The 19,796-nt window shown below is 69.8% G+C and carries 20 protein-coding genes; 6 read left to right on the top strand and 14 right to left on the bottom strand.

Annotated features, from left to right (window positions below; all coding sequences use genetic code 11):
* Positions 1–23: 23 nt before the first annotated feature.
* Positions 24–1,271: an RCC1 domain-containing protein gene (locus ABT048_RS32080; RefSeq protein ID WP_350525073.1), complete on the bottom strand. Its 1,248-nt coding sequence runs from the start codon at positions 1,269–1,271 to the stop codon at positions 24–26.
* Between the two features lie 605 nt (positions 1,272–1,876).
* Between ABT048_RS32080 and ABT048_RS32085 the strand changes: the two genes are divergently transcribed.
* Positions 1,877–2,788: a hypothetical protein gene (locus tag ABT048_RS32085; RefSeq protein WP_350525074.1), complete on the top strand. Its 912-nt coding sequence runs from the start codon at positions 1,877–1,879 to the stop codon at positions 2,786–2,788.
* The gene (locus tag ABT048_RS32090) at positions 2,776–4,140 is read left to right on the top strand and encodes a hypothetical protein (protein WP_350525075.1); all 1,365 of its coding nucleotides are present in this window, start codon (positions 2,776–2,778) and stop codon (positions 4,138–4,140) included. The genes ABT048_RS32085 and ABT048_RS32090 overlap by 13 nt, the downstream gene beginning before the upstream one ends.
* 68 nt (positions 4,141–4,208) lie before the next feature.
* Here ABT048_RS32090 and ABT048_RS32095 read toward each other — a convergent pair whose 3' ends face one another.
* From ABT048_RS32095 to ABT048_RS32135, 9 genes are all read right to left on the bottom strand, one after another.
* On the bottom strand, positions 4,209–5,192 hold the full coding sequence (locus ABT048_RS32095; protein WP_350525076.1) for a hypothetical protein: 984 nt from the start codon (positions 5,190–5,192) through the stop codon (positions 4,209–4,211).
* Positions 5,193–5,212: 20 nt separating this feature from the next.
* Positions 5,213–6,199 carry a hypothetical protein gene (locus ABT048_RS32100; protein ID WP_350525077.1) on the bottom strand — a complete coding sequence of 329 codons (987 nt, stop codon included), beginning with the start codon at positions 6,197–6,199 and terminating at the stop codon, positions 5,213–5,215.
* 890 nt (positions 6,200–7,089) lie between these two features.
* On the bottom strand, positions 7,090–7,530 hold the full coding sequence (locus ABT048_RS32105) for an NUDIX hydrolase (protein WP_350525078.1): 441 nt from the start codon (positions 7,528–7,530) through the stop codon (positions 7,090–7,092).
* 32 nt (positions 7,531–7,562) lie between these two features.
* Positions 7,563–8,168: an AAA family ATPase gene (locus ABT048_RS32110; RefSeq protein WP_350525079.1), complete on the bottom strand. Its 606-nt coding sequence runs from the start codon at positions 8,166–8,168 to the stop codon at positions 7,563–7,565.
* Complete coding sequence (locus ABT048_RS32115; RefSeq protein ID WP_350525080.1) at positions 8,158–8,934, bottom strand: hypothetical protein; 777 nt, start codon at positions 8,932–8,934, stop codon at positions 8,158–8,160. The genes ABT048_RS32110 and ABT048_RS32115 overlap by 11 nt, the downstream gene beginning before the upstream one ends.
* A 69-nt stretch (positions 8,935–9,003) precedes the next feature.
* Positions 9,004–9,774, bottom strand: coding sequence for a hypothetical protein (locus tag ABT048_RS32120; protein ID WP_350525081.1), 771 nt, complete (start codon positions 9,772–9,774; stop codon positions 9,004–9,006).
* Positions 9,767–10,756 (bottom strand): radical SAM protein, encoded by a 990-nt coding sequence (locus ABT048_RS32125; RefSeq protein WP_350525082.1) that lies wholly within the window; start codon positions 10,754–10,756, stop codon positions 9,767–9,769. Before ABT048_RS32125 ends, ABT048_RS32120 begins: the two co-directional genes overlap by 8 nt.
* A 69-nt stretch (positions 10,757–10,825) precedes the next feature.
* On the bottom strand, positions 10,826–11,254 hold the full coding sequence (locus tag ABT048_RS32130; RefSeq protein WP_350525083.1) for a hypothetical protein: 429 nt from the start codon (positions 11,252–11,254) through the stop codon (positions 10,826–10,828).
* 108 nt (positions 11,255–11,362) lie between these two features.
* Positions 11,363–11,845 (bottom strand): ATP-binding protein, encoded by a 483-nt coding sequence (locus tag ABT048_RS32135; protein WP_350525084.1) that lies wholly within the window; start codon positions 11,843–11,845, stop codon positions 11,363–11,365.
* Positions 11,846–12,623: 778 nt separating this feature from the next.
* On the opposite strand from ABT048_RS32135, the gene ABT048_RS32140 reads away from it, so the two are divergent.
* Positions 12,624–13,730: a helix-turn-helix domain-containing protein gene (locus ABT048_RS32140; protein WP_350525085.1), complete on the top strand. Its 1,107-nt coding sequence runs from the start codon at positions 12,624–12,626 to the stop codon at positions 13,728–13,730.
* A 13-nt stretch (positions 13,731–13,743) separates the two neighbouring features.
* Positions 13,744–14,319 carry an HD domain-containing protein gene (locus ABT048_RS32145; protein WP_350525086.1) on the top strand — a complete coding sequence of 192 codons (576 nt, stop codon included), beginning with the start codon at positions 13,744–13,746 and terminating at the stop codon, positions 14,317–14,319.
* 94 nt (positions 14,320–14,413) lie between these two features.
* Here the strand turns inward: ABT048_RS32145 and ABT048_RS32150 are convergent, their stop codons facing one another.
* The 4 genes from ABT048_RS32150 to ABT048_RS32165 all read right to left on the bottom strand — a co-directional run bounded on the left by ABT048_RS32150 (position 14,414) and on the right by ABT048_RS32165 (position 17,548).
* Positions 14,414–15,031, bottom strand: coding sequence for a hypothetical protein (locus ABT048_RS32150; RefSeq protein WP_350525087.1), 618 nt, complete (start codon positions 15,029–15,031; stop codon positions 14,414–14,416).
* Positions 15,028–16,260 carry an MAB_1171c family putative transporter gene (locus ABT048_RS32155; RefSeq protein WP_350525088.1) on the bottom strand — a complete coding sequence of 411 codons (1,233 nt, stop codon included), beginning with the start codon at positions 16,258–16,260 and terminating at the stop codon, positions 15,028–15,030. The genes ABT048_RS32150 and ABT048_RS32155 overlap by 4 nt, the downstream gene beginning before the upstream one ends.
* Before the next feature lie 6 nt (positions 16,261–16,266).
* A complete protein-coding gene (locus ABT048_RS32160; RefSeq protein WP_350525089.1) occupies positions 16,267–16,845 on the bottom strand; it encodes a hypothetical protein in 579 nt (192 codons plus the stop codon).
* 250 nt (positions 16,846–17,095) lie between these two features.
* Positions 17,096–17,548 (bottom strand): transcriptional regulator, encoded by a 453-nt coding sequence (locus ABT048_RS32165; RefSeq protein ID WP_350525090.1) that lies wholly within the window; start codon positions 17,546–17,548, stop codon positions 17,096–17,098.
* A gap of 436 nt (positions 17,549–17,984) precedes the next feature.
* On the opposite strand from ABT048_RS32165, the gene ABT048_RS32170 reads away from it, so the two are divergent.
* Positions 17,985–19,034, top strand: a complete 1,050-nt coding sequence (locus tag ABT048_RS32170; protein ID WP_350525091.1) for a hypothetical protein — start codon at positions 17,985–17,987, stop codon at positions 19,032–19,034.
* Positions 19,034–19,741: an ATP-binding protein gene (locus ABT048_RS32175; protein WP_350525092.1), complete on the top strand. Its 708-nt coding sequence runs from the start codon at positions 19,034–19,036 to the stop codon at positions 19,739–19,741. Before ABT048_RS32170 ends, ABT048_RS32175 begins: the two co-directional genes overlap by 1 nt.
* The last annotated feature ends 55 nt before the right edge of the window (positions 19,742–19,796 follow it).

Genomic DNA, 19,796 nt, shown 5'->3' on the forward strand with positions numbered 1-19,796 from the left:
GCCTTCCTGCTGGAGAGTTGGGGTCAGCGCGCCAGGCTGAAGCTGCCGCTGGACGGCGCCGCGACCATGGAGACGCTGCCGGACTTTGCCAGCACCTGCACCGGAGTGGGGCGCTGGGTGGTGGTGCCGTCCCCGAGCTGGCCCTTGTCGTTCAGGCCCCAGGCCTGCACCGTGCCGTCGGACAGCACCGCCAGGTTGTGGGAGGCGCCGGAGGCGATGCCGACCACGCCGGACACCCCGGGGACCGGCACGCTGGTGTTGCGCTGGGTCAGGGTGCCGTCGCCCACCTGCCCCTTGTCGTTCAGGCCCCAGGCGCGCAGGGTGCGGTCCTGGAGCAGGGCGACGGTGTGCGAGGCGCCGGCGGAGAGGGCGGTGACGTTCTTGAGTTCCAGGACCTGGACGGGGTACGGCTTGTCGATGACCGTGTCGTCACCCAGCTGCCCCTTGTCGTTCAGGCCCCAGGACATCACGGTGCCGTCCGCCAGGAGCGCGAGGGCATGGGAGGCGCCTGCGGTGATGCCCTTGACGCTGGTCAGTTCAGGTACCGCGACGGCGGTGGTCCGCGTCGCCGGTGCGGGCTTGGGCACGGGGTCGGTCGACTTGGCGGCCCTGGGCGTGACACCGAGCTGGCCCTTGTCGTTGTTGCCCCAGGTCTTCACCGTGCCGTCCTTCAGCAGGGCCATGCTGAAGGAGCCGCCGGCCGCGATCGCCTTGACGTCCTCCAGGCCCGCCACCGTCACCGGGAGCGAGGCGTTGGTGGTGGTGCCGTCGCCCAACTGGCTCTTGTCGTTGAGGCCCCAGGCCTTCACCGTGCCGTCCTTCAGCAGCGCGAGCGCGTGTGAGCCGCCCGCCGCGATGGCGTCCACCCCGCCCAGTCCGGCCACCAGGCTCGGTACCGCCCACTCGTCGGTGGCGCTGGTGGCACCGTTGCCCAGCTGGCCCTTGTCGTTCTTTCCCCAGGACTCCACGGTGCCGTTGGCGAGCAGGGCGAGTCCGAAGCCCGAGCCGGCCGAGCCGCCGGTGCCCCCGGCGGCAACGGAGTTGAGCTCGGCACCCGACAGCCCGACGACGGAGGTCGGGGTGAGCCGCTGGGTCTTGGTGCCGTCGCCGAGCTGGCCGCTGGTGTTCAGCCCCCAGGAGCGCAGCCGCAGGTCGTAGGCGGAGGCGGCGGAGGTGGGCAGGGCGACGGACCCGAGCAGGGTCAGGCTCGCGACCAGCGCGGGTACGGCGGTCGCGGGCAGACGGCGGATCTTCCGGGGCAGCGGGTGCATCTCGTCCTCACGATCGGGGGGAGCGGGGCATGGGGATGCCCGTGCAGCGGCCATCGTGGTGCCGCTGCACGGGGTGGTACGGGCGGTGTGTCAGGGGCAGGGCCGCGCCGGGGTCCGGCGGACGGGCTCACCCACGGTCAGGCCGGGGGCCGACAGGGGCCGGTGGTGCGCCGTCGCGGCAGAGTCACCGCTACAGGCCGGTCCCGGCCGGTGGGTCGCCGGTGCCGCGGCCGCCGGGGTGGCGGCCAGCAGGGGCAGGGGGAGAGCGAGCAGCAGGACGCAGGCCTTGGGAGGTCGCGCCGATCCGGGAAGGGGTGACATGTCGTCCCTCGTGATGCGGGCCGCGCGCCACTCCGGCGGCGCGGCCGTAGCTGGAATGAAGATCGGATCGGACGAATACCTGCCCCATGATCAGAACGGTCGTGCGGTTCCGTGCGGCTTTCCACACCGTTGGCCCAGCAAGATCGTTCGTTGTCGCCCTATCGGACCGTCAGTGGTTGCGGACCGTGATCGACACCCCAAGCATGGGACGGCCGGGCCTGAATGATCGTCAGCTCATCGAGCGCAAGTGCCCGGACGTACCGGCGACTTCAGTGGGAGGAATCGTGCTGCGGACACAGCTGTCCAGACTTCTGGCCGTCACGCTCGGTGGCGCCATGGCCCTGGCGGTCCCGAGCCCGGCCGGGGCGGAGGACACCGAGCCGGTGGTGGTGGTGAACGGGACGTTCTCCTCGCCGACGGTGCCCGACGGCCAGACCTTCGCCGGAGGTGTGGACGGCTGGACGGGCGGTGGCCGGGTGGCCGCCACCCGTGCCGCCCACCCCCAGGGATTCCAGGCCGCCTACGTGCCCAAGCCGGGGGCGACCCCGCTCAGCACTTCGCTGCGGGGCGTCCGGGCCGGCGCCACCGTGACCGTCACCTGGGACGACAACCCGGACGTCTGCGTGAAGCAGGGCTCCGCCAAGCGCCCGTACACCTTGACCGTCACCGGCGGGAACCGAGCGCCGGGCAAGTTCACCACCAACGACCCGACCGGCAAGGCCAACTGGTTCCTGGGCCGGATGTACTCCTTCACCGCTACCGAGGACGCCCCGCAGATCGCCTTCTCCTTCGACACCACCGATGACACCCCCACCTGCCTCCCCCTGATCACCAACGTCGCCGCCAAGCAGACCGCTCCGCCCCTGGCCGCTCCCCAGACCCCCAAGGACAACGACCCCTGCGCGGGCGATGCGGCGAGCAGCCCGACCTGCAAGGACGTCGCGGGGACCAAGGACGAGATCTCCAAGTGCCCGCCGTCGAACAAGGAGTGCCTGGCGGGGGTGGCCGGCGACGGGAAGGCCCAGAACGACGGCATCGCCAAGGAGACGCAGGCCGTCGAGGACTTCGGCAAGGTGCCCCGCGACCAGGACCCGAACACGGCGGCTGCCGGCCTGTGCGCCCTGCCGAACGCGCTGACCGACTCGGCCGAACCCGGTGATCCGGTCGTGCCACCGAGTGACTGGTGGTTCTGCTGATGGGGCGCCGGAACCCGCGCCGACTCGTGTGCGCCATCGCCACCGCCGGCCTGGCACTGGCCGCCGTACCGCCCGCCGGGGCCGCCGACACCGTGGACGTCCAGGTGCCCAACGGCACCTTCGCCCAGCCCGTGGCCCCCGACAACGGCACCGCCGCCGGGCACACCGACTGGTCCCCGGACAACACCGGGGTGGTCTTCGGAAAGTCCCTCGCCCAGCACCCGAAGGGCTACCAGGCCGCCGCGCTCAACTGGAACGGCGCCGCACTCACCCTGCGCACCCGCCTCTGGGGCGTCAGGGCCGGCTCGCACGTCGCGCTGAGCTGGGACGACAGTCCCGGGGTGGACCGACGTTGCACGCCCGAACAGCTCAAGGACGGCCAGACGTACAACGTCTCCCTCATCACCGCCGGGCCCGCTCCCGACCCGGTGGTCACCACCAAGGGCACCGACACCGTCGGCACCGCCAACTGGACCGGCGGACGGACCTTCGAGTTCGACGCCACCGAGGACAACCCGCTGGTGTCCTTCGACTCCGCCGAGCAGCGCGACTCCCTCTCCTGCGGACCGCTGATCACCAACCTGACCGCCAAGCAGACCCCGGCCCCCGTCGATCAGAAGATCCGCAAGGAACAGCTGCCCGGCCCCAAGGCCTATCAGGGCAACAACCCGCTGGAGCCGAGTATCGCGGTGGACGACTGCGAGGGCTCGGCGACCAACTGCGTGTTCACCGTGGACAAGCGTTCCTCCTACCAGTACTACGGCCAGACGCGGATCGTCGGCGAGGTGTACATCAACTGCAGCCGCAACGCGGTGGTCGACGACCGGAGGATCGAGACCGTCGAGCCCCCGTACGACAGCCTCTCCCAGTACTACGCGCTCAAGGGCACGCCGCTGGTTCCCAGCCGCTCCGACATCTCGCAGAGCCGGCCCAACCTGGCCGCCCAGGCCGCCGCCGGCTTCAGTGCGGCCGGGGGCAACACGGGTGCCGTCTCCACCGGTAACCCGCTCACCTGGAGCCGCACCACCACCAAGGCGCTCAACCCCACCATCCAACCCGGCGAGGTCAGTTGGATCGAGGTCCAGCCCGCCCGCGAGCGGGTCTCCGGCACCTTCGCCAACTCCCGCAACAAGTACCGGCTGGACGCGGTCTTCGACGTCCCCGCCGTCTCCCTGCCCGACCGCTACTTCCAGCGCACCGGCCCGCTCACCGACATCGAACTCCAGCGCTGTGGCACCGCCCGCCCCACCGCCGGCACGCCGGACAACGGTGCGGGCCCGGACAAGCGCCTGCTCGCGGTCGACGCCCCGCCCGCCGGGGTGCGCGTCAGGTCGGTCCCGCTCAACCCCTGACAGCCGCCGGCGACTCGGCCGCCCACCCCGACTGATCGGGACAGGCGGCCGAGTCGCCGGTGAGGACCTCAGCCCAGCGGTACCCAGGTACGTTCCGGCGTCAGCCGGTACGTTTCGACGGGCCGGGCCCCGGCGCCGCGCGGCGCCGCCTCGGACTGCCCGCCTCCGGTGCCCGCCACCCGGTTTCCCGTGCCCGGCGCCGGAGGCGGGTTGGGAGTGGGGGTGGCGGTCGGAGCGGGGGTGAAGCCCGGGCGGACGGAGAGGCAGCGGTCCCGGGCGCTGAAGGTCTGCGCGACGACCGTGCTGACGTTGACCGTCGACGGGCTGTCCACGACGATGTTCTTGATCAGCTTTCCGGTGCCGTTGACCGACAACTCGCCGACGGTGCGTGTCATCGCGTTGAGCACGCCGAACTGCAGCTCGTCACCCGACTTCACGGTGAACTTCACGTCGGTGGTCTCGCTGCTGCTCCGCTTCCACTCGTGGGAGTAGGTCGCCTTGAAGGCCAGGGAGAAGCTGGCCCTCGCGCTCAGCTTGAGCTCGGCGGCCCCGGAAAGGCTGCCCCCGACGCCGATCGAGGCACCGTTGGCGATGTCCGTGTTGGGCCCCTTGTCGGTGGGCGCGGTGTGGTCGGTGTGAGTGACCTCGGTCTTGTTGTCGACGCCCGCGCTGCCCGAGACGTTGGTGGTGTTGTCGACGGTGCCCTCCAGCGTGGCGCTGCCGGAGATCTCGCCCGCGACGTTGTCCGTGGTGCTCGACTCCAGGACGACCGTCCGCTGGATGACCATCGGCTTGTTGGTGCAGTTGATCGCCGCGTTGCCGACCGAGATCACGGCCGTGGTCAGCTCCCGCGACAGGCCCGGGATGAACCTGTAGTTGCACCCGTAGTCCTTGCCGCAGCCTCGTGCCAGTGCGGCCGCGTCGGGCAGCGGGGTGTCTCCGTCGAAGGCCTGCGCGGCCGCCGTCGGAGCGGGCCCCGCGGCCGGTTCGCCCCCGCTGTCGGCAGCGGCAGGCGCGGCGCACAGTGCGATCGCGGCCAGAGCGGCCGGCACCGCGTCCCTCCCCGGGCGCCTCACTGCCGCTCCCAGGTGCCCTGCACGGTCCGGACGAACAAGGCGTCCGGAACGCGGTCGACGGGCTCGCGCCCGGTCTCGATCAGGCCCTGCGCGATCGCCCGCCCGTTCGGCCCCGGGCCGGACCCGGAACTGGGCCGCAACGAGAGGCATTTGTCCGGGCGTGCGAAGGTCTGGGCGACGACCGAGCTGACGTTGACCGTGGAAGGGCTGTCCACGACGATGTTCTTGATCAGCTTCCCGCCGTCGTTCACCTTCAGCTCACCGGTCGTGCGGGACGCCGCGTTCACCACTCCGAACTGGATCTCGTCACCGGGACTGACGGAGAAGGAGACCTTGGTCGTCTCGGTGCTCTGGACCTGCCACTGGCGGGAGAAGGTGGCCTGGAAGGCCGCCGCGAAGGTGGCCTTGGCACCCAGGTGCAGCGCGTTCGAGCCGGACACCGTCACCGGGAACTCGACCGTGTTCTGCACCTTGTCCTCGGTGTACGGGCCCTTGTCCTTGTTCGGCCCGTTCTGGTTGACGCTGTTCGTCATCCCCGGCTTGACGTTGCCCGACCCGGAGGCGGTCACCGTGGTGTCCACTCCGCCCTCCAGCGTCGCGCTGCCGGAGATCTCGCCGCCGATGTTGTCCGTGCTGCTGGTCACGAAGGTGACGGTCCGCTCGATGTCCATGTCGCCGTCCGTGCAGTTGATCGCCGCGTTCCCCACGGACAGCACGGCACTCATGAACTCGCGCGGGGCCGGGTCGTACATCCGGAAGCTGCACGCCGAGGCCTTGGCACAGAGGCTGGTGACCTCCTTGGTGGAGGCCAGCGGCCTGTCGCCGTCCAGCGCCTGCGCCACCGGATACGACGACGGACCGCTACCGTCGGCGGCACGTCCCGGTACGGCGAACGGGCCCAGGAGGGTTATCGCGGTCCCGGGAACCAACAGGGCGAACCGAGCGGCGCGCCGCAACCTCGGCGGGCGGACGGGAACGACCACGGGTGCTCTCCTCCTACGTCTGACGGCTGTTCGCGAGGCCGGAGCTTCCTGACGTCCCGGCACACGGGACGGCCTCGTGTCCCCATCGTCGGCGAGACTCACATCGCAGGCGAACGGTCGGCCGTCGGCGGTGCGCCATTCGATGATCCGTCAATCGCACTGAGGTGGGCGCGGCTCCCCAGCAGCGTCGCGCCGGACCGTCCCGTTCGCCCGGAGGGGTGAAGGCGGCTCCGGCGCGGCCCACGACGCAAACGATTGACGGCTGTCCGACCGTGCGGATCGGCCACCGGCCGACACGAACCGGCTCGGCGCGGAGCGCCACACCGGACGCAGCCTCGACCCGCGAAGCAAGGCCGGCGAGAGCCCGGTCGAACCCGGCGGGCGACACCTGACCACGGGCGGTGGTGGAGGTCCGGTGTTCCGAGCAGCGGACGCCATCGGCGATGGTCCGGCCCGGCCCGCAGCTGACGAGCGCGAGGAGCCATCCAGCACTCGCCCGCAGCTCATCGGCGCTGTCGCGGTGGACGGGGCCACCCGCCTCGGACCAGCGCGCGGCCTGGGTGGTGGTGACACGTTGGTTGAGGAAGACCGAGCCGACCCGGCGGGCATCCGGGCCGTCCAGGCCGAGGAGGAGTCCGCCACGGCGTCGGTTGGCGAGTACGGCCGCCGTGACCTCCGCTGCGGGCAGACGCGTACCGACGGGGGCGCCGAGCTCGTCCGCGAGCGGCCTGTGGTGATCGGGGCTGCCTGGGCGAGGGGCAGACGGAGCGTGACGGCGAGGATGGTCCAGCGGTCGGGAGACTGCTTGAAGCGGCTGCTGTGGTACCGCAGGCGGGGTGGTGAGGCCGGCGCTCACCGGGTGGCAAGGAGAGGACCGGCTGGTGGCCCGGCTACGACCAGCCGTGGAGCGAGAGTGGAGTGCCTCGACGGTAGGCGGCGATGCCGTGGGCGTTGTAGGGGACGGTGTTTTCAGGAAGGTGGTCCGGGTTTGCCCAGGTGAGGCCGGCGCACTTGGTCGGCTCGGCGTTGTGGGGCCGCCCCTCCCATCGGGTGGTGGCGAAGAACCAGCCGATGCGGGCGTTGCCCTCGGGGTTGCGGTGGTGGACGACGTGGACGGGGTGCAGGTCCGCCGGGTCGATCTTTACGCCGACCTCTTCGAAGGCTTCGCGGACGGCGGCTTCTTCGACACTCTCGCCCCGTTCGACCTTGCCGGAGGGGAGGTTGAGCATGCCGTCGGCGTAGCCGGTGTTCGCGCGCTCGATGAGGAGGATTCGGCCGTCCTCGCGTTCGAGGATCACCATCGCGTCGAGGACGGTCACCTGGTCGGTCATCGGGGGCTCCTTTCGGGGCCCCCTGAGGCGGATCAGGACAGGAGGAGGCCCATGTCGGTAACGCACTCGGCGATCCACCGGACACGAGAGGCGGTGTCCAGCTCGGTCGGCAGCTCGATGAGCTTGACGCCCGAGCCGGCGCACACCTCGTAGATGGTCCGGTCGAGTTTGCCTTGGAGGTCGAGGACCTTCTCCCGGTAACGGTCGCCGCCGGAGCGCTGGTTGTAGCGGTCCCGGCAGTAGACCACGGCGTCGTAGGCGTTCGGCATCCAGGCCCGGCAGGTCGCCTCCATCGCGTGGATCAGCTGGCCGTTCAGCGGGTCTTCGAGGTCGAGGAGGTGACGGGAGTAGGCGATGACGCTGGCCGGGGTGCGGTCGGCGATGAGCAGGCGGTGGTGGCGCGCGGTGCGGGCCGCGGTCATCAGGTGGGCGGCGAAGGCGTCGAGTTCGGCGACGGCGTCGAACCGGCCGCCGTAGAGGACGGCTTCCTCCATGAACGGGCTGACGCGGGCCGGTTCGCCGGAGACGGCGACGTGGACCCCGGCCTCGCGGTAGTGGGCGGTCAGGGCGAGGGCCAGGGTTGTCTTGCCGGCGGCCTGCGAGCCTTCGACGGCGATGACGGCGCAGTCACGAATCACGGGGTGCTCCCAGGAGGCTGGAGAAGGCGGGGCTGGTCAGCCACTCCCAGCGGCTGGCGGCGCCGTCGGCGATTGCCCGGTTGACGTTGATCGGCTCGTCCCAGGTCGCCAGGCCGCACGCGCGGGCCGCGACGTAGGCGGTGGACAGGGAGTGGCGTAGGTTCAGGACGCTGATCCGCTCGCGCGCGGAGGTGTCGCCCGCGTCGAGCCACTTGCGGTGGAGCGCGGTCATGGAGGTGCTGCGCAGCTCGGGTTGGGTGACATCGAGGTTCAGTTCGGTGCAGACGTCGACGAGGCGGCGGGAGGTGCCGGTGAGGATGTGTCCGGTGTCGTAGCGGGTGTCGAAGACCTGCGTGCCGTCCTCGGGCAGGGCGTGGCGGTCGTGCCAGGCGGTGCGGGCGTCCGCGACTGGCTGTGGTGCGTCGTGCGCGTCGAGGACGGCGAGGTCGGCGCAGAGCTGATGGCCGGTCACCAGGTCGGCGCTGTCGAGCGCGGAGCGGATGATGATTCCGGCGGACTCGACCAGGTCAGGGATCTCCTCGGTGTGTTCGACGTAGAGGCTGGTGAAGTCGTACGGCCGGCCGGCCAGGTCGACGGGGCCGCGTCGGGGGATGTCGAGCCAGACGATCGAGAGACAGAAAGGCTTGTTGCCGTTCTTGATCCGGTAGTTCTTCGTCCACTCGACGTCGATGGACGCCAGCCGGGTCGCGGAGCGGGTCGGCCGCGGCGGAGTGCGCGGGTTGGTCAGGGTGCTGATGGTGTGCACGGGAGGGGCCTTCGGTCCGGGAACGAGTGGGCGGAGCCCGGCGGCCAAGCGCCGGGCTCCGCGGCGACGCTACTGCGCGGCGGCAGCTGTAGGGGCGGTGTTGAAGGCGGTCGGGAAGTGGTCCCAGGCGAGGGTGGCCGCGAGCTGTCCGACGTTGAACCCGTCCGGCCAGCTCAGGAGTTCACGCGCGTGGCCGGCGAGCAGGGTCACGGTCAGAGCCTGGACGAGGGCGGAGCTGCCGTAGTCCTCGGCCGCCTTCGCGGGCGTGTTCGTCTCGTACAGCTCCTGGAGGGCGGGCGGGGTGAGCAGTCCGCCCGGGCCGACCGGGCAGCGGAGGTTGTGCTCGGCGGCCACCAGCGGGACCGGTCGGCCGGTGAGGCCGAGGTCGTCGGCGGTGTCGGTGAGCTGCGCCGTGCCCCGGTCGCACACCGTGCGGTCCGTCCACGCCTCGGCGACCGCCGTGATCCCGGGCGTCCGGCCGACTGCCCGGGCGGCTAGCGCGTGCGCGTCGTCGGGGTAGGAGTGCCAGCCGATCCCGGCGGAGTGCCGCCGGGCCTGGACGAGGACCTGGTCGACTACGTCGACCACACCGGAGGACTCCAGGTCGCCGTCGGCGACGACGACCCGGTAACCGGCGTCGGCCGTCGCCGGGTCCAGGACGGTCACGGCGGTGCGGTGGACGGACAGGAACACCGCGGCGGCGGCGAGCGGGACGGCGTTCTCGCCGTCGTCCGCCCACTGCACGGCGAAGCCGGTCAGCAGCCGTCTCTGCCGGGGGAACGGCCGCCTGCTGCCTCCGTACGGGGTGCCGGGCCAGGCGAGGTTGCTGTACTCACGCACCCGGCTTCACCTCCCGGCCGGCGGTACGGATCGAGCGCCCGAGGTACTTCATGACGTGGTTGCGCTTGAAGCGGTACCGCTTCCAGATCTCGCTGACGGGCTCCTCCAGGAGGTTGCCGAGCGGTTCGAAGAGGTCCGGGGCATCGTAGACGGGCCAGGCGTTGGTCAGGCCGTTCGGCTCGACCACGATCATGTGGCCCTCGTTCTCCGGCGTCCATGTCGTCATCCTCAGCGCCGGACGCCAATCGTGGACGGAGCGCAGGTCGAGCAGCCGGTCGAAGGCCCGCGCGGCTTCGTCCTCGGAGATGAACTCGTTCTCGTCCAGGTCGAGGGCGTTGCCCTTCCTCAGCGGCAGGATGAACTTGACCTTGCCGACGTCCAGGACGTCGCCGATCTGACACGTGAACTGCAGGGTGTCCAGGGTCGAGCGGAAGACCACGGCGGAAAGGGACAGCGGGATGCCGGCCCCCTGGAGCGCCCGGACGCCCCGCATCACCTCGTCGTAGTCACCTCGTACCCGGTTGGTCGTCGCCCTCGGCCCCTCCAGGCCGATGTTCGCGAACGCGACCTTCCCGGCCATCCTCCTGGCGTGCTGCAGGCCCTTGGTCGCGTTCGTCGGCACGGCCAGGACGTGGCCGGCGTCGGCGAACATGTCGACGATGTCGCCGAAGTCCCGGCGCAGCAGCGGCTCGCCGCCCGAGAGGAAGATCCTCGGGACACCCGCGAGGTTGTCCCGCATCCGCTCCAACTGCTTCAGGGTCGGGTCCGGCAGCATCTTCGTCTCGGAGCACATGTTGCAGTCGAAGTTGCAGCGTTTGGTGATCTGGGCGATGACCGACAGCGGCCCGAACAGCCGCTCCAGGAACATGTCGATCTCAAGCGCCGGGTCCAGGGCGAAATGGTGTCCGGCGGTGAAGGTCAGACCGTTGCCCATGTCGCGGGTGAGCTGCGCCGGGACGGTCGGCATGCCGAGCAGAGTCATCGTGCTGTCCTCCTGATGGACGGTTAGCGGGACTGGAGTTCACGCAGGGCCTCGGTGACCCGGGCGTGGTCATGGGGCTGTGGTGCCGGTACAGGGCGGCGCAGTGCCGCAGGAGCGTGACGGCGTCCCTGGTCGCCCGCACGCTGCATCGATGTCGGCCAGCCAGGACAGGACGCAGGCCTCCCAGGACCGCGACCCCTGCGCACGGAAGGTGTCCAGGGCGCCGGCGAACGTCGGCCGGGCTTCCACGAGCCGGCCGTCGCATGCCAGGACCCGGCCGCGCCACGCCAGGGCCTTCGCCGAGTTGAGGACATCGCCCGTCGCCGCGAGATCCCGCTCGGCCACCGACAGCGGGTCGAAGAGGGACTGGCGGAGGTGCGGGCAGGACGATGCCACCGACGACCGTGCCGGCGGGTGCGCCGGGGGCGTGCGCGTGTCGGTGAGCAAGGTCCGGGTCACGGTCGTCATGTCCTCGAAGGAGATGTCGGAAGGGGGCACGGCGGCTCCTCCTGAACGCCAACGGAGGAGCCGCCGGCACTGCCGCGCGCCGTAGGAGGTGGACGGGCGTGGGCTGAGCCCGCTTCAGCAGGGTGGGGGGAGCCCGGGTCACAGGACGGGCTGTAGCCCGCCGAGCGCGGCTTGGAGGAGGACGTTGCCCTCGGGGCTGGGGTCGGGGTCGATCACGGCCCACATGCGCTTGCCGGTCGGCCAGCGCTCGCAGCCGCTCGATTCGGAGTAGGAGCGGATCAGGAAGAGGCCCCGCCCGGACTCATCGTCGGGGCCGGCGGTGCGCGGGACCGGGACCTCACGGCTGCTGTCCTCGACCGCGACGGCGATGCGGTCGCCGTCCTTCCACATCTCCGCGTCGATCAGCCCGGAGCCGCTGTGGACGGAGGAGTTGGTCACCATCTCCGTGAGGACCAGGAGGACGGCGAACAGCTGGGCGCCGTCGGGTTCGAGCCCCCAGTTCGTGAGCACCCGGGCGGCGTTGGCTCGGAGAGGGGAGAGAGCGTCGTGCCCGTTGTCGACGGTCCAGACGGCTCGTGTGATGCCCAACGGGTGCCACGGACTGGGCGGTGCCTCGGTCACGGCCACCACCTCCGTGCGCTGAGTCTGCGTGAGCGGCTGACGAGCGCGTCGAGAACCCACCGACGGGCCGATGCTCGGCTGCTGGAGGGCACGAACAGCAACCGCTTTGTCGGGCACCGACGGTGCCTGGGGAAGCTGGTTCACCTCTGACCTTTCCACGGGGTGCGGATGACGTGCCCGGCTCCCGGCAAGAGAGCCCGGCATGGTTGGTCGGCCGACGATCGGGTGGCTCACCGATGCGATGACCCGGCGGGTCCAGAAGGCTCAGAAGGAGTCGACAAGCGGCCGCCAGGTGATCGACGTGCCAGCACGCGGAGTCGAGGGTGATGCCGTAGTCGCTGCCCAGTACGGCGTCGGCCAAATGGATCACCCGGTCCGCCGCGCTCCGGTGGTTACCGGGAGGCAACACGCCACGCACGGATTGGGCCCGGGAGAGCAGAAGCCCGGCGTAGCCGGCCGGTTGAGATCCACTCCTCCTCGCGTCCCCCATGACTGCGAAGTACTGAACCTGTTGGGCTGCCGACCGGATCGCGTCGGTGTCGACCGGCTCCTGCATCTGCACACCCGCCCCCGACGAGGCAAGGGGAACGACCATCGCGACACCTCCTCACGGGATGAACGAAGGCTTTCGTCACTGGATCGGGGGAGATGGAGGACCTGCGACCGGGCCTCCGGCTAGCCTCGATCAAGACGACTACGACGGTAGAAGTCCGAGATCGGAACATGCAGTGACCCGGGGTACGGATAGACCGGCGAACTCCCGAAGGTGGGGGCTCCTATGCGATCAGGCCGCGACAAAACCCTGACCGGTGGTCAGGGAAGCGCTCCTCGCCCGCGCGCGGGCATCATCTCCGGCTACGTCATGCGGCTGATACGAGAGCAACGGGGCCACACTCAGGAAGAGTTCGCGGAGCACTTCGGTGTCTCGGTGGACACCATCGCAGGATGGGAGACAGGACGTCGTCCGCTCACCGCGGTGCCCATCGGGCAGATGCTCGGGAACCGCCACCGGTTGATGCGGATGGGCACGCCGTCCGCGATGCTGCAGGCGCTCGACCGCGCGCTTGAGGCCGACGTATTGCTGGCTGAGGCGCTCGAAGACGGTGCTGCGGGAGACAGCACGCTGGCCTCGATGGTGCTGCAGCGCGATCTCATCGAAGTCCTGGCATGGCCGCTGAACGGGAGGGCTCCCCAGGAAATCTGCGAGCTGCCGACACCGACGCGTCCCCGTCGCGGGCCCGCGCCGTCAGATCCGGAGCTGGCCGCGTCCGACCGGGCCCGGTTCTTCGCCACCATGCGACGTACGGCCGAGGAGTCCCGCGGGAGTCACCAGTTCCTCCTCCGCCGCCAAGCCCTGTATCTTGCCGGCCTGGACAGCCAGGACGACACGCGTTCGTGGCTGGCTCACCAGCAACGGTCGGAAAGGCCGGGCGACTGGTTGAGCAACTGGCTCAATTCCCGCTCGGTCGCAATGGTCTCGGCCCGACACGGTGACCCGGACAGGCTGACCTACTTCATCGACACCGCACTGGCAGACGAAGCCGGCGCAGCCGCGAACCTCACCTACTGGGCCTACTGGATCGGAGAGCTGCCACTTGAGCTGTCCGACGAGTTCATCGCGAACCCGGCGCGGAAGCCGTGGTCCGGTCACAAGTTGCTCGCTCATCTTGTCAACGGCCTCAACGTCGACCACGGTTACCTGGACCTGAACATCCACACCCTGTGGTCCTTGCTCCAGGTCCGACCGGCCCTGCTTCGCTCGGGAGCGGCGGCAACCGCGCTACGCGACAGACTTCCCGTGATGTTGGATAGCGCAGAGGTGTCGCCGCACAGGCGGCGCGAGCTGGAGAACATTCGTTACGCAATCCGCCTCGCCGAGGCGTGAGAGGAGTCAGACGGTGGCGGAAGACCTGTCCCCGGTAGCCCGGTTCCTGTTCGAGGCGGGAACGCTCAAGCACACCAAGCGCACTGGTTGGTGGATGGCGGGTGTTCGCGATCCCGAGTCGGTTGCCGAGCATTCCTGGCGCACCTCGGTCGTCGCCTCGATCATCGCGAGGCTCGAAGGCGCCGATCCCGCTCGGGCCGCCTTCCTGGCCACCTGGCACGACGTCGCTGAGACGCGGACCGGCGACGTCAATTACGTCGGCAAGAAATACGCGACCAGCGCCGACCCCGAGGCCGTCACGGCCGATCAGGTCAAGGGTATGCCCGAGGTGCTGGCATCGACCGTGCAGGATCTCATCGCCGAGTACGAAGGCAAGGAGTCTCCCGAAGCGGTCTGCGCCCGCGATGCCGACAAGCTGGAGTGCCTGATCCAAGGGGTCGAGTACCTGGCGCAGGGCTACGCCAACGCCCAGCGGTGGATCGACAACAGCCGTGGCCGGTTGACCACGAAGACTGCTCAGGACCTCGCCGACGCAATCCTCGCGACCGATTCGCTCGACTGGCTCCGCCACGCCCTCGGAGAGAAGTAGCCCGCTCTGTGCCTGGGCCCGTCGCCTGGGCGGTGTCGCCCGGCGACGGGCCGGGGGCCGCTGCGGTGTCTCGACCACCCCGGAGGAACGGCCCTCAGCGAAGAAGCACGAACGCCAGCGCTGACGTTCCGCCCAGAGCGGTGCCGGCGAGGATCTGCCCGATCGTGTGCGCCTTGAGGACCATGCGGGACCAGCCTATGGCGGCCGCGCCGAGGGCCGTGGGGAGCATCCAGGGGCCGAAGACCAGCAGGAGGATCATGACGGTTCCGCCGGCGACCGAATTGTGGATCGAGATCTGCCACCCGGTGGTGACCAGCAGGGAGGAGACGAGCCCGACGAGCATGGCCACCACCAGCGCGGAGACGTCGGCGGGGGCGCCCAGGACGTACAGCAGGACGATGCCCGCGACGACGGAGACGAGGCTGAGGGCCATCGGTACGACCCGCTGTCGACGGACCCGGATGTGCTTGTCGGTCAGGCCTCCGCGCTTGACCCCGAGCAGCACGATGCTGATGGGGATGACACCGCAGAACAGGGCGGCCACCAGTCCCCAGCCGAGGCCGGACCAGGACTGGGTGCTGTGCCAGCCCACGAGCAGGAGGAGGGCGGTGACCAGGTTGGCCGGAGCGAGGACGTCCGTGATGATCTTGGCGGTCTTCTGGACCGGGGTGCAGTCCGAGAAGGCCGGTGGTGCGGGTGGTGCGAAGGTCACGGGGTGGCTCCAGCAGAGAGGGGACGGGTGCTGCCGAGTCGCTCAAGGTGGTCTCGGGCGAAGGTGCAGGCGAGGTCGGTGAAGTAGGCGTCGGACAGTGCGAGGAGCAGGCGGGCCTCGGTGTCGAGGTCGCTTCCGGCCTGTTCCGGTGCCTCGGGGTTGCCTGGTCGGGCGAGGCCGGCGGTGTGGGCCTCGCGGGCGGCCCGCAGCCAGCACGCGTCCGCAGCCGTGACCGCAGTCGGGCCGGTGAGTCCTGCGTCCTCGACGTGGTCCGCGGCGCGCAGCCGCAGGGACGTCGGTGCGTGGCCGTTCAGGATCAGCATGGCGTCGCGGATCTCGATGGTGCGCCGGTAGAGGCGGTCTCGAACGCCGCGGACGTCGAGGGCATCGCGCATTTGGTGCCGCTTGTGCCGGTACCGGATGTGCGGAACGGCTTCGCTGAGGTGTTCCCACAGTGGGTAGAGCTCGGTCAGGTGGCGGTGCTGACGTACGGCAGCCCTCGCCCTGGGGTAGGTGGGCATGGTGCTGCCGACGGAGATCAGGAGCAGCGGTACGAGGGCGAGCAGACCGTTCAGTGCGACGTCCGCCGCTGCCGGCACCGGGTGGAGGTCGAACCGGGCGAAGAAGAGCATGGAGGCTCGGTGCGCCGCATAGACGATTCCGATGCTCGTGCCGAGGCAGATCAGACCCAGGCCCCGCCGGAGCAACAGGGGCCCCGGTCCGCGAGACCACTGCCACGAGAGCCGTGAGGCCGTCAGCATGGCCCAGCCGAAGTACGTCGTCCACACCAGGACGTAGGCCAGTACCAGGGAGTCGTGGGGGTAGGCGGTCATCAGGTCGAGTGCTTCGTCGGGCCGGTCGGCCAGTGCGAACAGCGTGATCATCACGGTGAGCGTGGCCAGCGGGATGACGACGCCGACGCGCATCCGCCCCTTTCGGTCCGCAACGGTGGTCGGCCGTGAAGTCGCCGCCGCGTCGGCCAGGAATTCCAGGACGAAAGCCGCAGCAGTAACCGCGGCCGCATGCTTCAGCAATGCGGAGAAGCTGTGGATTCCGAAGGTCCTGTCGAGCCACCTCGAAGCGGTGTCGGTGGAGAAGCACATCTCGCAGGCGAGCACGAAGAAGGCCGCCCACAGCGACCGCTTATCGGTGTTCCGCCAAGCACCTGGCGCCCGCCATATCGTGATCGCCCAGAGAGCGATGCACACGCTCAGATTGATTACGGTCATGTCCGGCTACTCGGTCAGTGCTTTCAGAAGATGACTTGACAGTGGATCAGTGGGGCGCTGCGCGGCTTCCTCCGTCTGGCGAATTCTGCGTGCGAGCACGCTAGCAAGCCCCTCCGCCGCCTTTTCGTCAGCGTGCGTGTAGCTCGTGCGGCCGAGAAGGCTGACGATCCGGTTGATCGGAAATCCGGCCCACTCCTCGACGGAGAGGACCTCCGCGAGGCTATGGCGGTGCGCGGCGCTGACAGGCGACGCCTCGTGTGTATCCGTGGGAAGGCAGGAGTGGCCGAGCAGCATGTGGCACAGCTCGTGAAGGATGATGTGGGACCGGTGCAGTGGACTCGTCGCGTTCTCCACGAAGATGTGATCCGCCTTTTCCAGCGCGATCCAGGCACCGCAGGGCGCCTTGCTCGATGAGCCTTCGTGTTCTATCGCGTGAATGTGGATCGGCCGCTCGCGGGCGCCGGCGATGCTGTCGCACAGCTTCTCGATGGTGAACGGGAGCGGTATGTCGAGGGTTGCTGCGACGGCGGAGAAGTCAGTGCCTTCCCTGTCATCGTCGCCGCTCTTCCTACGCCAGTTACGCATGATCCTTTTCCCGCCCTGAATTGCTTCTTCGCTCCCTTTGGCCCGGCGCTGAAAGCATAGGCGAGCGGCGCATCAACCGATTGTGACCGGTGCAACTTTTGAGGTCGTGGGACTGCGGAGCGTTATGGAACGACTCGTGTGGGCGCGAGGGGAGCGACGCGGTGGCGATATGGGGCTACTGACAGTAATGCCCTGCGTTATCGAAACGTCATCTGATTTCGAATTAGATGATCAAGCGGGGTGGGTGGCCCTAGCTGTTGCGCGGAGCCTTTTCGTCCTCAAGCCCCTCCAGGGAGCGGGCGCGCTCGATGAACCCGGCAAGGGTGGAGAGGGTCTCCTTGGACAGGCCGTTGGCGCGGAGGGCGAGGTTCCGGACGTCCTCGTCCTTGATCAGCTGCTCCAGGTCCTGCCGGGTGGCCGGTGCATCGCTCGCGGGGGCAGCGGGCTCTTCGTCATCGATGAAGTAGCTCGCCCGCACTTTGAATACCGCGGCGAGGGCCTTCAGCGTCCCTGCCGTCGGATTCCCCTTCGCGCCACTGCGCAGCTTCTGGATCAGGCTGGCGCTGACGCTCGCCGACGGGTTGCCGGCCGCTGTGGCCCAAGCTGCCGTCAGGTCGGCCACCTCCTGGTTCGTGAACTGTCGCCCGCTGGGGTGTGGGCAGGTCTCGAACAGGCGGTTCAGTCTGGACTGGATCTCTCCCACGGCGTACTCCATCAGGGTGTGGCGTTACACGCACTCTAGTGCGTTCCTGGTGTCGTCGCGCAGGCCGGGCGCACTTTAGTCTCCCCACCTCGCGTACTTTGGTGTACGTTGATCGCGATGCGACGCACCAAAGTCCGTCTCTGCTGGTCAGCGAGCTGAACGGCGGAGATGGGCGCGCTGCCGAGTCGCAACGTCCGGAAATGTGACCGGCGTCCGGGAGCTACCAACTCCTGGACGCCGGGCCGGCGCCAGGGGCGCCGATTCGCTACCGCGCGAGCAGCGGGACTTCTTTGCACGAGAGACCGCCGCGCGCTCCTACGAACCACGGAGTATCGCATGCCTGTCGAACCGAACGGAACCCACGACGATCCGGTGACGAGCCCGAGTCGGCCACGGCCCGGCGTCGGCACCGTAGAGCCCGCCCGGGGCTACTGACATGGCGCGCATACGCTCGATCAAGCCGGAGACCTGGGTCAGCGAGACCCTCGCCGAAGTCTCCATCCCGGCGATGGTCACCTTCCTCGGGATGACCAACCACGCCGACGACCACGGCCGCCACCGCGACAACGCGGCGATCGTCTACGGCGTCATCTGGCCGATGCGTGACGAGATCGGCAGGGCGGACGTCGAGGAACACCTCAGGCAGCTCGCCACCGCCGGTGCCATCTGCCGGTACGTCGGCTGCGACGGCCGGAAGTACTTCCACTACCCGACCTGGCGCAACCACCAGAAGATCGACAAGCCGAGCCTGTCCAGGCTGTCCGCGTGCCCGCACTGCGAGCCGGAGCGGTGCGGTGTCTGCAAGGGGCCCTGCATACAGCGTGCCGCCATCACCGACGGCTCGGGAACGGTTGCCGAGAGCCGTGTGACGGCTCCTCGACCCTTCATCGAAGGCTCGGCGAACGCTCCTGAGCGTCTCGACCACCAGCCCGAGCACCCGCCGGAGCCCCTCGTGCCGATCGCTTCCGAGCCCGCTGACCGAGCGGTCCGTTCGGCCGGCACCGACGACGACCAGGCCTCGGCGCCTCGGAAAGCAGCAGCTCAGAGGGCATTCGTCGAGGACTCCCCGAAGGCTCGCCGAAGCCTCCCGGAGCCCTCGGCGCCTGGATCCAGGATCTTGGATCCTGGATCGTCTTCACCTACGGGGCGCCGGGCGCCCGACGCGGACACCGCGTCGACCAGCCAGCTCATCGGCGAGTACGTCGCCGCCTGCACCGCGCGGCCTCCGGGCGACGTGCTCGGCCACCTCGGCCGCCTGACCAAGAAACTCCTGGACGAGGGCATCGCGCCCGACCACGTCCGGGCCGGGCTGCGCCGGTACGCCGAGATCCAGGGCCACCCCTCCCGGCTGCCGAGCCTGGTCAACGACGCCATGAACGCATGTGGCGCCGGGTTGGCCCGGCCGGGGATCCGGCCTAACGTGCCCGCCCACCAGGCGTGGACCAACCCGGTCGACGCCGTCGCCGCCTACGCCGAGGAGCTGTGATGCGCACCCACCGCGACCCGCACACGCTCGCTGAAGGCCCGTCGGTGCTCGACCGGATGGCCCGGATCCTCGCGGCCCGGGGCATCGGCCAAGCCGCGGTCGCTGCCCTCCCCGACGGGGCGGAGCCGTATTCGGCGGAGGCGGCACTGTCGGCCGGAATGCCGCCGCGCTACCGCGATGCGGTCGCCGAGCGCCCGCAGGTCCTGGGCTGGATCCGGCAGGTCGCCGCCCAGGCCACTGCCCCGAGCGCCGGTGCCCGGCGCCAGGTCAGCACCGGTCCGAGCCTGCTGATGGCCGGGGTCGTCGGTTCGGGGAAGACCCACGAGGCGTACGGCGCCGTCCGAGCCCTCGTACGGGCCGGCGTCGGGGTGCGCTGGCGCGCCACCACCGCCGCGGACCTCTACGCAGAGCTGCGGCCCGGCTCGGACACCGACGCCGAGCGGGTGCTTGCGGCCTACAGCCGGGTTCCCCTGCTGATCCTCGACGACCTCGGCGCTGCCAAGAGCTCCGAGTTCGTGGAGGAGCAGACCTACCGGCTGATCAACCGCCGCTACAACCACATGCTCCCGACCCTGATCACCACCAACCTGCCGATCAAGGACCTCCGCACCTGCCTCGGTGACCGCGTCACCTCCCGGCTCGCCCAGATGACCACTCGGGTCAGCTTCGAGCCGGTCGACCGCAGACGCTCCCAGCGCGCCGCCTGACCCGCGCCGCGCCCGGCCGCCCCACGGCGAGCCGCCCGACCTCACCGACCCAGCA

The organism is Kitasatospora sp. NPDC096140 (assembly GCF_040303045.1).
Taxonomy (GTDB): Bacteria; Actinomycetota; Actinomycetes; order Streptomycetales; family Streptomycetaceae; genus Kitasatospora.

What these genes read in the sequence shown, in the direction of transcription:
- ABT048_RS32080 (WP_350525073.1), bottom strand. Translation starts at nt 1,271, where the DNA reads ATGCACCCGCTGCCCCGGAAGATCCGCCGTCTGCCCGCGACCGCCGTA.
- ABT048_RS32105 (WP_350525078.1), bottom strand. Translation starts at nt 7,530, where the DNA reads ATGACCGACCAGGTGACCGTCCTCGACGCGATGGTGATCCTCGAACGC.
- ABT048_RS32125 (WP_350525082.1), bottom strand. Translation starts at nt 10,756, where the DNA reads ATGACTCTGCTCGGCATGCCGACCGTCCCGGCGCAGCTCACCCGCGAC.
- ABT048_RS32140 (WP_350525085.1), top strand. Translation starts at nt 12,624, where the DNA reads ATGCGATCAGGCCGCGACAAAACCCTGACCGGTGGTCAGGGAAGCGCT.
- ABT048_RS32155 (WP_350525088.1), bottom strand. Translation starts at nt 16,260, where the DNA reads ATGACCGTAATCAATCTGAGCGTGTGCATCGCTCTCTGGGCGATCACG.
- ABT048_RS32160 (WP_350525089.1), bottom strand. Translation starts at nt 16,845, where the DNA reads ATGCGTAACTGGCGTAGGAAGAGCGGCGACGATGACAGGGAAGGCACT.
- ABT048_RS32170 (WP_350525091.1), top strand. Translation starts at nt 17,985, where the DNA reads ATGGCGCGCATACGCTCGATCAAGCCGGAGACCTGGGTCAGCGAGACC.
- ABT048_RS32175 (WP_350525092.1), top strand. Translation starts at nt 19,034, where the DNA reads ATGCGCACCCACCGCGACCCGCACACGCTCGCTGAAGGCCCGTCGGTG.